Origin of the sequence: Lentimicrobium sp. S6, assembly GCF_013166635.1 — a bacterium.
Taxonomy (GTDB): domain Bacteria; phylum Bacteroidota; class Bacteroidia; order Bacteroidales; family UBA12170; genus UBA12170.
In genome coordinates this window covers 64,935-77,139 of the sequence record NZ_JABKBZ010000017.1, presented here as the reverse complement: position 1 = coordinate 77,139, position 12,205 = coordinate 64,935, and the positions used below count along the sequence as shown (strand labels likewise).

Below are 12,205 nucleotides of genomic sequence, written 5' to 3'. Positions count from 1 at the left end.
ACGAGCGTCAAATAGTATTGTTTTTTATTCCTTCAAGCCATTTGCTCCGCTTAACGACTTTGATATAAGGCGGCTTAGACATTCCTGCGGAAGTCTTTATAAACTTTGCATAGCATCAGGTGTGCTTGTATGAGTTTGGTTATTATCTGATACACAAATTATTATATATACTATTTATCTTATTTCGGAGACAGCGGGAAGGCCTCTCCCAAACAGAAAGCGGCTTTAGAGGTGAATTTCAGAATATTAGATTTAACAGCAAAGGGCTTTAGCATTTAAATAATGACATAAGAGAAGCAAGGTGTAAAAATAAGGCTTTAAAATCTGGAAAACATCTACAATTCAAAGGTCATTATTTTCAACTTTGCTTGCTAAATCAATATTCTGGAAGAGGAGGGTAGGCAATTGTTTGGGATGGATTTTTGCTTACTTTTTTCCACAAAAAAGTATGAAGACACATTAGATTTGTCTTTCAAAACATCAACACAAATGCAGAACAAACAGTCTAAACTGTGATAATTATTGATGAATACAAAATCAATTCCCCCAGAATTTTGACTTGACCCCAAAACATGGGGGCCATTTGTTCATCAATAATAGTCTATAATAAATAGAATAACTCAACCGTAAAAAAATTTTCATGGCATAAAAAAAGCCTCTAACAGGATTGTTATAGGCTTTATTTCTAGTAGCGAGATCGAGAATTGAACTCGAGACCTCCGGGTTATGAATCCGACGCTCTAACCAACTGAGCTACCTCGCCGTTTTGAAGACTGCAAAAATAGAAATTATTCCTACACCACAAATACTTTCCTGCATTTTTTTTGTAAAGATTTTCATTCCCTCTAGAAAATTAAAACCTTTGTGAAATCATGGACGCTTTCCTATCATAAATCAGATTTCAAATCTCATTGATATTCAATTACTAATAGGCTTTGCAGTTGTCAGACAGAAGAGCAATATCCTTAAAACTTATTTTTGATAAGTTTCACTTTTTTTATAAACCACACCTCTTTCTTTTAATCCTTTTAGTATTTCATGTACCAAATCAGGATAATTGGCCAAAGTTTCTGGTGGATGAACCCCAGGATTGCCAAATAAACCTTCTTTGAGGAGGCCCAAAACCACGGTTGCAGTATAACCTGTTGTTCTTGCCATACTGTGAATATTAGTTTCTGGGTCGTAGGCATCGTATAAATCATAGAAAATTTTCTTTTGCTTCCCTCCTTCTAATCCACTTATAATAATTTGCATCACAGTAAATTCTCGCTCCTGCGGTTTTAATTTCCATTGCTCAAATAATACGGAGCTTGTAAAATCTATGGCTTTTATTTCCTTTCCATTTACCATAACCATTTCATCAGAAAGGAAACCACTTTCTTTAAGCACCATCACCTTATTTATATAGCCAGGGTAACGAAGGGTCTTTTCTATCATATTGGGAACATCTAAGCTTTTAATTAATGAGCGTAAGCCATCGCTATTAAATGCTTCTAATTGTCCCACTACCGGAAATTCTAAAACCTCGGTTTCTGTTAAAGCTGGCATCACTACCTCATTTCCATCCCTTACAAATCGAGCCGGACGCGTATACTCCTCTATCACATCGCTGGGTGAGAAAGGTGCTTTATATTGCCAGAAAGTAGATTTATCCTTGGGTAAGCCTCCCACATATATTTTAATATCTTGCGCATCGTCTAATAAAGTAGCACCATAGGCCGATAATAAATGACTCATTCCTGGTGCCACCCCCATATCTACTAACCAAGTGACACCTTTTTCTTTGGCTAATTGGTCGAGCTCTTCAAAATCCTCTGGATAGAAAGCAATATCTACCCCACTCTTTCCGGCTTGTATGACTCTTTTTAAACTCTGATAACCTATTTCACCTGGCAATGCATTGATAACGAAGTCGGCTGATTGCACCAAATTCTCAATAGCACCCTCCTCCATTAAATCACATGCAATACAATCAATACCTTCTGCTTTGGCTCTGCTTAATTGCTCGACACTTCTATCTGCCAATACCACATTCCAATCAATATTTTTATTTAAATCCAATGCCATGGGTGTTCCAACTAAGCCACCACCTAAAACCACTACTTTTTTCGCCATCTTATTTGTATTTTTATGGAAGTTTTTAAACCACCAATAAGTTCATATTCACTAATATGATGTGAATTTACGATTTTTTTCAAAAAACTGTAACATTAGAATAAGCAAAAGGTCATATAATTGAATGTTGAAAAGAAAATCCACATATAAAGATGTACATCACGAGTTGATTCAGAAATGCAGAAAGGGACATCAAAAATCCCAAATGCAAATCTACAAACTCTATTATAAGGCCATGTTTAATACCAGTCTTAGAATTATTGGTAATAAAACAGATGCTGAGGACATCATGCAAGACTCGTTTATTAGTGCTTTTCAAAAGATAAGCCAATACACAGAAGAAGGCAGTTTCGGAGGATGGTTAAAAAGAATAGTAGTGAATAATTCTTTAGATGCTTTAAATAAAAACAAACTTGAAACAGAGTTTAATGAGCATTTAGAAGTAGTTGTTGAAGAACCTACCATAGTTTCTATAGATCATGTGAAGATTAAAGATGTGAAAGAAGCTTTAGGTAAAATTAAAGAAGAATACAGAGTCATCATTTCACTTTTCCTTTTTGAAGGATACGATCATGAAGAAATTAGTGAGATTTTAGGAATTTCCTATAATCTATCTAGGACCAGGTATTCAAGAGCAAGAAAAAAATTAATAGATGAGGTCAATCTCATACAAAAAGAAAGGAGTTTCAAATGGGCATAGAAAAATTTGAGAATCTAATAAAAGATAATAAAGAGTATTTTGAAAAAGAACCTTCCATGGAACATATGGATAAATTCTTCTTCAAACTCCAAGAACAAGAAGAGAAAAAAAGAATGAGCTATATCAATAAAGACCAAAGAGCTTGGTGGATTGGTATTGCAGCAAGCCTTAGCCTTTTGATTAGTATTGGATGGTTTATCACTCAACAACCCACCGAAAGTCAGAAAAGGCAAGAAATGGGTCTTTCATTAGAACTTACAGAAATCAAATCCTATTATACTCAGGAGAGTAAGAAAAAGCTAAATGAAATCATTCAATGTGCCGACCAAAGTGAAGGAACGAAAAAACTGATTGCCTCCACCGAAACCCAATTGGGTAAGCTCGCTTTTAATGTTGAAAAACTAGAAGACAAACTTAAAGAGGCCTCTGGAAATAAAAAACTAGAACTAGCATATATTCAAAACCTTAAAGCAAAAAACGATTTGGTGAATCAAATGCACAACCAAATTTGTAAACAGAACAATAATATCTTAACACAATAAATCAGCAACCATGAAAACAAAAACCACAATACTCAGCACCCTAAGCATACTCATGCTTGTCTTATTCCTCCTTCCTGTCTCTTTAATGGCAAAAGGCGATTTTAGCAAACCGACAAAAAAAGAATTCAATATCGATAAAGGAGCTAAACTCTCTTTGAATTGTGAATTCACCGAAGTAAAAGCCTATAACTGGGATAAAGATATCATTAGCATCGAAGTTACCGTTACAGTGGATGCTAAAAACCAAAGTAAAGCCGATGACAAATTTGAAAGAATCATTGTAGAGATGAGCGGAAACTCCAGCCTTGTTGAATTAAAAACAGGTTTAGGAAGCGGATATTTCAGCAATAAGAATAATAATAGCATAGATATTGATGTTCTTATTTATTATCCCGCCCATATTATGCTTGAGCTCGACAATGAATTTGGAAGTAACTTTTTCGAGAATATTGATGGACAAGTAAATGTAGATGTTTCTTATGGAAATTTTGAAGCCAATAATCTAACCAGCGAACAGCTAGACATACAAGCCGAATTTGGTCAGATAAATGTGAAGAGGTTCCAGTCGGGCAAAGTAAAGGTGGCCTATGGTGGATTTACTGCTCAAGTAGCTGCAGTCATTAAATTGGATAGTGAATTCTCTTCTAATGAGATTCAAACGGTGAGTCAATTAGATTTAGAAACTGCCTACGATAAAAATTATTTTGGAGAAGCAAGTGTTGTATTTGCTGAATCTGAGTTTAGTAGTATCAGAATAGATGAGCTAAAAAAACATATTGAATTAGACATCGATTATGGAAATATTAAAATTAGAGATATCGCTTCTGATTTTGATATGATAAATATCAGCTCTGAATTTACCGGAGTAGATTTATTCTTCAAATCACCAGCAAACTTTGCATTCAAAGCCTCCTCAGAAATGGGTGGCATCAACTATCCTAAAGACCTTGCCAAAATCACTTATCTTGAAAAAGAAATGATGGAACTAGATATAGAAGGTTACTTTGGAAATGCAAAAGGACAAAGCCCTAAGCTCATCCTCAGTATGGAAAATGCTACAGCAAATATTAAAATCGACTAAAAACATAAAATCATGAAAAAATCAATCTTATTAATAGCTTTGGTGACTTTCGGTATCGGATTATTCGCCAACGAAGAAGAAAGAACAGTTAATAGCTTTAATGCCATTGAAAACAATTGCTCGCTCGATGTTACCATCACACAAGGAGACGTACAAAAAGTAGTGGTTATTTCTCCAGAGAAATACATGCAGAAAATACAAACTAAAGTGGTAGCCAATACTTTAATCATCGATATCAAAGGTTCATTATCTTATAGAAACGAAGAGTTAAGAATAGAAGTCACCGTTAAAGACTTAAAAGAGATTTCCAATTCTGGTAGTGCCGATTTTTATATAAACGGAGTATTCTCTGCTACAGATTTAGTTCTCGACATGCATGGTTCTGGTGATTTTGAAGGAGACTTTAATGTAAAAAACCTAGAAATTAGCATGCATGGAAGTGGTGATGTAGAAATCAGTGGAGTAAATGGCTCTTTAAGTGTTATACAAATGGGTTCTGGAGATTTCGAAGGTGAATCTCTACACCTAGGTGAAGCTAGCTTTAAAATGAATGGGTCAGGCGATAATGAAGTGAATGGAACTGCTGCTATGATGGATTTATCTCAAAATGGCTCAGGTGACTTTGACGGCAGAAGCTTTGAAGTAAAAACGGCTAAAGTGAGAAAGACAAGTTCTGGGGAGTCTGATGTTTTTATCACCGATACTTTAGATGCTCGACTTTCTGGAAGTGGCGACTTAAACATTAAAGGCAGACCAGAAATCAATAATTTTTCGGCCACAGGAAGTGGTGAAATAAGGTCTTTATAATTAATAGAAAACTAAAAAAACATATACCATGAAAACAAAATCATTATTACTATCGATAGCATTTATAGCCATCTCAATATTGGCCTATAGTGGCCCTGCAAAACGTATAAAAGGCAGTGGCAATGTGATTAAAGAAACCAGAACACTAAGTAGCTTTAGTTCTATCGACGTTGGAGGAGCTTTTGAAATCGAATTGGTGAAGTCTAATGAAGAAAAAATTGTTATTGAAGCTGATGACAATATCATGCCTCATATTAAAACTAGAGTAAGTGCTGGTGAATTAGATATTGAAAACACAGAGGATTTAAACAATCCAACAACATTAAAACTAACTATCTATTATAAAAATATAGATGAGCTTGATATTAGCGGTGCTGCAGAATTATATTCTTCAGATATTTTAGAGGCCAGTAATTTAGAATTAGACTTTAGTGGAGCGTCAGAGGTGACTTTAAAATTAAAAGTGGAAAGCTTAGAAGCTGATTTTAGTGGAGCAAGTAAAGTGGAACTAGAAGGTAGCATTAATTCTGCCGAACTAGATTTAAGTGGAGCTTCAGTGGTAAGAGCTTACGGATTAGAAATTCAAGATTTAGAATTAGAAGCCAGTGGTGCTGCAGTAGTTAGAGTATTAGTTTTAGAAAACCTTTCTATCAGCGCAAGTGGAGCATCCTCTGTTAAATATAAAGGAAATCCAAGCATTAGCATCCATGATGTTTCTGGAGCTTCTTCAGTTAGAAAAGGATAAAGAATATTATTTTGATTTTAGGAGGCGACATTTCAACTGAAATGCCGCTTTTTTTATTGTTGTGATGACAAACTAACATCAAATTTCCTACGTATCTCTTGCTCCATCTTAAAGAAATACTCTTTCTCCAAGGTATACACCACCAACTCAAATACAAAATGCTCTGCATCTTCATGAATGAGGTTGATAACAGGTGACTTTTTTAAAGATGAATATGGTAAACTCAATATCTCAAACCTTATCTCTTCTTCTTTATCCACAGACTTTTTATCATTAGCCGTGCTCAAAGTAAAGCTATGACTGAGAACCATTTCACCTGGGTGTAGTTTGATAATAATGGCATCAGCGAGTTTGGTATATGGAATATAGATCATCTCTCCATTATCAGACTCCAGCTCTAGGCTATGCTTTCCCAATCCTACTATTTTACCTTGATATTCGTTGATTTGAACAGAATCGTTAATCTCAAAATTAGAGTTCAGCTTAAAAACTCCTCCGCTGATATAATTCTTCATATAATACCAAAGTAACCAAAACCCAGCTACCATTAATAATATAAATAGTCCGAATGAATATATCTGATTAGAATCACTTAATTCCCTAATGACAAAGATGGTATAGAGTATCCAAAATAGAATTTCGGAAATGGTGAAGTAACGCAGAAAAGCTTTTTTTCTTTCTGGTTGCTTAATCAAATAAGGGAAAGCCTTAGCAATCACCTTCAAAATGATAAACAAAATGAAAGCTATCAGAGCCAATCCGATGATTTCAATATTTGAAAATTTCAAGTCCCAAGTTTCCATATTATAATAGTTCTCTTTTTACTAATGCTTTTCGTAAGAATGGTAATACGTAAGGATCGATATCCAAAATATCATCTCCAATTTCCACTAAAATCCCAGCGCGTTTCAAAACCCTAACTTTCTTAATCACATCTACCCTAGTTTCCTGACTCACCCTAACTAATTTGGATAAATTCATTCGCTTATGTAATATGAAATGAAGGATAAAAATCATCCATTCTGTTTCTAGAAACCTTAAAGGAGCGGTATCAGGCAATTTAGGTTTTGCAATTGAAACAACCGATTTATCCACATCAGTTGCCGACTTAATCCAAGCTTGTAAAGTTACTCCTGGATTACCTTCAGAATAATTAAACAAGCGACTAAATAAGCGGGCATAATTCCATGAACGATAACGAGCTTCAGGTATATTATTGATATTGAAGCTCAATGATGAAGTGCTGTGACGTTTCATCACCACTTCTTTCAGTTGACGAGCATTAAAAGGTCGCAATTCTATCAGCTTCAAGAAATTGCTTTCTATTTTTTTATACCTATTCATCAACCTAAAACTATGAATATTCCCCATCACCACAAATAGATGTTGGTTTCCGTATCTGTTAATGATATTCATCAATTGCTCTATCACTTTCATTCCACCAGAGCTTTTCTCCCACCACAATTCCAAATCATCAAAAAAGAAGATAGACTTAGTAGGAATATCATTAAATATTTTAGCAATACTACCATTGTTTTCTGTAGCATTTTGGAAATTTTTAAGTAATTCTGAAACCGATACAGAACCTGTATAAGGAGGATTGATATAGAAAACCTCCCCTTTTACTTCTAGTTTCTGAATGATATAATTGGAAAAAAAAGACTTACCTGAGTTTCTTTCACCCAATATCATAATACCTCCACCAAAGCCAGAATTCCATTGTTCATAGGTGGATAAGAAACTTTTCTGCTCCTCTTCTCGTCCAACCCAGAATTCGTTCAAGTAGAACTGTTTTCTTAGGAAAAGCTGTTTATAATAGTCTGGCATCCTCTTGAGCACTCTGCCCAATGGACTCACCTCCTCTTTAAAAGCCAATAAGGTTTCCACTCTGGTTTCTTGTTCTAATAAAGATTTACTCAGCTTTTGAGCCAATAGTAATCCAGAGCTCTGATTATACCAGAGTTTATTCAGCTGATTAGTAAGCGTAATATGGACTGATTTATACCTTTTTGTAACCTGACCAAACCAACGTTTTGTGGTTTCCGTTTTGATATAATTCTTTAAGTCTTGTATACTTCTAATAAATGGATAAAGCTCTAGGTTTGCTTTTAAACCACCACTTTTTTTAAGCAGAACGCTTTTTAAATATTCTTGTTTCTCAGCAATATTGAGTAATAAACCATTCGCCTTTTCAAAAGCCAAACTCAATTGCTCATCAAATTCTAAACTACTATTGATTACCTTTTTAAATTCCTCCGAATTCTTTTCTTTATCACTAGAAGGTATTAAAACCATCTGCTGCATTTCGGCAAATTGAGAATTTATGGCATTCAATTCCTGACCTAGGTTGATCAGTAACTCTCTCACTTCCATCATTTCCTTCTCCACCATATAGTCAAGGGTTCTTTTGATGGATACTTCTATTTCCTGATATACATGAATTTCTGAATCCTGCTCAGCATGATCATAAGTGTCAGCATAAATACTTAATAAGTCTGGGAAATCATTAATGGAAGATTTGATCTTCTTCAAACTACTATTATACTGATCAATAAAGCTCTGTTGCAATTGTATATCTAGATTAGAACTAGAGCTTTTTAATCTGGTATTGATAAATGATTTTTGCTCTTCAATATCTTTACCTTGAGCCACTTTTAAGACTTCAATAAATACTCTTAAAGGATGTGAAATTGATTCATCTATGCTCTTACTTAATCTCTCATTCAAATCGTTCAGTACATTCTGAGAGCTAAATCTAAATCTCAACAAATAAGAATTCAACTGATTGAGATTATCCATTAAATTCTGATTATTTCTCCAAATATTAATACTAGAGACAAAAGACTTTTTGGATTTCTTAGCTATAATATATTGATCAGAATTATAATCGATATAGGAATTACTCAGTGGATGGTTCAGTTTAAAGATAAAGTCTTCCAAACTTTCGCTAAAACCAATTTTAAAACCCTTAGAAACAGCTTCCATATCAGTCTTTCTCACATCAATGAGTTGCTTCATCAATAAAGAAATCTGTTCTTTCTGTTTTAATAATTCTTCTTCACTTGGAATGCTATCTAGAGCCAAATCCATCGTATTTTCAAATATTCCTGAAATATTTTGCAAAGTTTTAAAAACCTCATTCTCAAAACGGAAAGAATCGCGATTCAAGTGGTTCACTGTATTTTCTAAACTTTTATAAACCGATTTTGGGAAAATCATCAGCATCTGTTCTCTAAAGTGAACATAATACGATATAGAAGAACTTAAACGAAATATAGGAGAAAACCACGCTGCTTTTCTTCGCATTCTTGCATTTACTTTTTCTGCTTCCTTTAATTGTTCTCGAGTGATATGAGTTTTAATTCGGTAAGGATAATTAGAAATACTTTTGCCAAAACGATTTAAGGTTTCCATCACCAACTCAAATTTTTCATCGAGGAGTTTATCTAATGTTTGTGAAACTGATTTTTCTGCATATTGCAATTGCCCGCGCATAAAAATACCATGCTGTACCTCTATGGTCTTTCTAAAAGCTGTTACTCTATTGCTACTCGCCCTACTGATTAAATTATCATAACTTTTTTCTCCAGAACTAAGGATATATTCTAACCATTTAATCTGATTATCAAGCAATGGCATCATCATTTCACTCATAAAGGCAGCATAAACATGCTCTATATCTATGGCTAATTTATTCAATGCTGGTTTGAATTTTTCCTCTTGAATAATATCTAAAAGTGCGGTCAATGGTTTTTGTTCACTCATTTTTTTGGTGAGCGATTTATCAAATACAGGAAGTGGTTTTAACTCCCCTAAACTCAAACTTTTAAATTCAGAACTTGCATTAATAATAGCAACTGTTCCGATATTACGACACAAAATGTTTATTTTTTCTACAAACTTAGCTTCTTCCCCCTTAATAATTGGAGTAAAACCAAGGAAAGTAAGATCGGTATCTACTGATTCTACCTGAATAATATCGTAGAAACTACGTTGTTCTATCTCATTATTAATAATCATTAAGTCCGCACTAATACGAAGATTATCTAGCACATGCTGCGCATTCTCATGAATAGAATTAGAAACATCATTATTCTGATTTACAATGAGTAATCTAATTTTTGCATTGGCCCAATCTTCACTTAGGGTGATAAATTTCGCAAGCGACAGTGCGAGATTTCCATTATGCCCTCCTCCACGCCACCAAATATCTATACTTTGTTGTTTTCCCCATCCCCTTTTCTTATCATAATCCAATAAAACTACATTCATATCTAATGATGAAAGTCGAGAAACCAATCGTGAAAAATCAAGAGGATCGTTACTTTCACGCGCCCAGCCCATCATAACAGTATTGGGTTCCACACCAGAGAATCCATAGGTTTGGGCTATCATTTCTATACCTTCATAAATATTACTCACCGACTGTCGACGAGTAAAAACGCCAGTATATTGCTCCTCAATTTCAGAAGATATTTTTTGCTTTGATTTGGAAAATAGGAATTCAGAATCTTGGCTCAGGTGCAAATCGAAGTTGGACAAAAACCCTTGTTTCCCCACCATATTCACTCCCATTTCTAATAAATGTGGGCGCGCATTTCCTCCACCACTAAATAGGATAATATTGGGTTGCCAATTGGATTCTTTTAATGGTTTCTGATTGATTCTGTGTAAACTTGTTCTGATGATACTCGTCCAAACACTCTGCCAAACATCAGTCATATTTCCTTGCACTTCTCTCCTCTTCAGGAAGAAATAAATACCAAACATAATACCAAAGGCCACTAACATCCCTAGCATATCGAGGTTGATCATCACAAACATACTGGCTACAAAGCCTATCACACCAATCCAAATAGAAATTTTTAGGCTGGGTCTAAAGTCACTATTCGACCACCTTTCGAGCACATAAGCCAAATTGATAAAACCATATGCTGCTATATAAAACATGGAAACAATTCCAGCAATAACATCTAACTCTCCAATTAAGATTCCTAATTCTGCTAAAATGAAAGTAGCGATTAAAGCTCTACGAGGTTCATTATTTTTCCCCACTCCTTGACCAAAAAATGAAGGAGTCACTTTATCTTGAGACATGGCTTGTAAAATTCTAGGGCCTCCTAAAATACCACCTAATGCAGATGATAATGTTGCGCCCCAAATACCTGCAATCACGAAAGGTGAAAACCATGCTATCTTTAATAAGAAATTGGTATCTGTTAATAATAGTTCTCTATCTACAAAAAAGGCGAATAATAGAGCTAAACCAATATAAACTACTAATCCTAAACCAATGGCATATAGCGTTCCTTTAGGAATGGAATCTTTGGGTGATTTCAAATCTCCCGACATGGCTACACCAGCGGTAAAACCAGTTACAGCAGGAAAGAAGATTGCAAATAGGACAATTAAATCAGGAGAATTTGAACTCGCTGTTAGAGCTGGTTCTGCGGCTTGATATTCTCCACCAGTTAATGCACCGATAATAATAGAAACAATAGAAAGTGCAATGGCACCAAGAATAAAAAACTGCGTTTTAATGGCAATTGAAGTACTGATATAAGCTATCAACACCAAAAGAATGATGACCACAGTACCTATTAACCTAATATCATTGACTTCCCCAGTCATTGCTAGGAAATCGCTAATGACTTCTATGCTCAGGAAGTTCTCTACAAAACCTACAATATATAAGGAAATACTCAGGGCAGTACCTAAAAAGATAGTCACTCCAATACTCCCCCCCATGGGTAATCCCAAACTTCGGGATAACATATAATAGATTCCTCCGGTTTTTATTTTTTTATCAGTAGCAATGGAGGAAAGACTAAGCCCAGTTGATATAGAAATAACATGGGCAATTACAATGAGACCGATCACGGCATATAATCCTGCTTCGCCTACGATATAACCTAAACGAAGGTACATGATTACACCTAAAATCGTTAAAATAGAAGGCGTAAAAACGCCACCAAAAGTGCCAAACTTCTTAGCTTGAGCCATAAATATTAAGATTTATTGTATAGAATGTTAATAGGATACGAAAATACGACTTTATTGTTACGTTCTTGGATTTAATAGCTTCTTGAATAATAATGGTCTAAGTAAAGATTGGAGGTCCTGCTTTACATCCTGGTTATCAGCATGTTTGACTCACAGGTAATTATTTAGTAACCCATAAGGTTAAATTTTGAATTTTATATTGTTCGTCTCTT

At 34.7% G+C, this 12,205-nt stretch carries 8 protein-coding genes and 1 tRNA gene; 5 read left to right on the top strand and 4 right to left on the bottom strand.

What is annotated here, in order from left to right; translation table 11 throughout:
- Nucleotides 1-689: 689 nt before the first annotated feature.
- A tRNA-Met gene (locus HNS40_RS08150) sits at nt 690-763 on the bottom strand.
- A gap of 209 nt (nt 764-972) precedes the next feature.
- Nucleotides 973-2,115 (bottom strand): saccharopine dehydrogenase family protein, encoded by a 1,143-nt coding sequence (locus HNS40_RS08145; RefSeq protein WP_172279546.1) that lies wholly within the window; start codon nt 2,113-2,115, stop codon nt 973-975.
- A gap of 124 nt (nt 2,116-2,239) precedes the next feature.
- Between HNS40_RS08145 and HNS40_RS08140 the strand changes: the two genes are divergently transcribed.
- From HNS40_RS08140 to HNS40_RS08120, 5 genes are read left to right on the top strand one after another with little or no spacing between them, the layout of a single operon-like run.
- A complete protein-coding gene (locus tag HNS40_RS08140; RefSeq protein WP_172279544.1) occupies nt 2,240-2,815 on the top strand; it encodes an RNA polymerase sigma factor in 576 nt (191 codons plus the stop codon).
- A complete protein-coding gene (locus HNS40_RS08135; protein WP_172279542.1) occupies nt 2,806-3,357 on the top strand; it encodes a hypothetical protein in 552 nt (183 codons plus the stop codon). Before HNS40_RS08140 ends, HNS40_RS08135 begins: the two co-directional genes overlap by 10 nt.
- Before the next feature lie 10 nt (nt 3,358-3,367).
- The gene (locus HNS40_RS08130) at nt 3,368-4,438 is read left to right on the top strand and encodes a DUF4097 family beta strand repeat-containing protein (RefSeq protein ID WP_172279540.1); all 1,071 of its coding nucleotides are present in this window, start codon (nt 3,368-3,370) and stop codon (nt 4,436-4,438) included.
- Between the two features lie 12 nt (nt 4,439-4,450).
- Nucleotides 4,451-5,245 (top strand): head GIN domain-containing protein, encoded by a 795-nt coding sequence (locus tag HNS40_RS08125; protein ID WP_172279538.1) that lies wholly within the window; start codon nt 4,451-4,453, stop codon nt 5,243-5,245.
- A gap of 28 nt (nt 5,246-5,273) precedes the next feature.
- Complete coding sequence (locus HNS40_RS08120) at nt 5,274-5,990, top strand: head GIN domain-containing protein (protein WP_172279536.1); 717 nt, start codon at nt 5,274-5,276, stop codon at nt 5,988-5,990.
- A gap of 53 nt (nt 5,991-6,043) precedes the next feature.
- Here HNS40_RS08120 and HNS40_RS08115 read toward each other — a convergent pair whose 3' ends face one another.
- Complete coding sequence (locus HNS40_RS08115; RefSeq protein WP_172279534.1) at nt 6,044-6,793, bottom strand: mechanosensitive ion channel domain-containing protein; 750 nt, start codon at nt 6,791-6,793, stop codon at nt 6,044-6,046.
- Between the two features lies 1 nt (nt 6,794).
- A complete protein-coding gene (locus HNS40_RS08110; protein ID WP_172279532.1) occupies nt 6,795-11,993 on the bottom strand; it encodes an amino acid permease in 5,199 nt (1,732 codons plus the stop codon).
- Between the last annotated feature and the right edge of the window lie 212 nt (nt 11,994-12,205).

Excerpts from the sequence above, each read along its gene's own strand:
- HNS40_RS08145 (WP_172279546.1), bottom strand. The coding sequence starts at position 2,115 with ATGGCGAAAAAAGTAGTGGTTTTAGGTGGTGGCTTAGTTGGAACACCC.
- HNS40_RS08130 (WP_172279540.1), top strand. The coding sequence starts at position 3,368 with ATGAAAACAAAAACCACAATACTCAGCACCCTAAGCATACTCATGCTT.
- HNS40_RS08120 (WP_172279536.1), top strand. The coding sequence starts at position 5,274 with ATGAAAACAAAATCATTATTACTATCGATAGCATTTATAGCCATCTCA.
- HNS40_RS08135 (WP_172279542.1), top strand. The coding sequence starts at position 2,806 with ATGGGCATAGAAAAATTTGAGAATCTAATAAAAGATAATAAAGAGTAT.
- HNS40_RS08140 (WP_172279544.1), top strand. The coding sequence starts at position 2,240 with ATGTTGAAAAGAAAATCCACATATAAAGATGTACATCACGAGTTGATT.
- HNS40_RS08110 (WP_172279532.1), bottom strand. The coding sequence starts at position 11,993 with ATGGCTCAAGCTAAGAAGTTTGGCACTTTTGGTGGCGTTTTTACGCCT.
- HNS40_RS08125 (WP_172279538.1), top strand. The coding sequence starts at position 4,451 with ATGAAAAAATCAATCTTATTAATAGCTTTGGTGACTTTCGGTATCGGA.
- HNS40_RS08115 (WP_172279534.1), bottom strand. The coding sequence starts at position 6,793 with ATGGAAACTTGGGACTTGAAATTTTCAAATATTGAAATCATCGGATTG.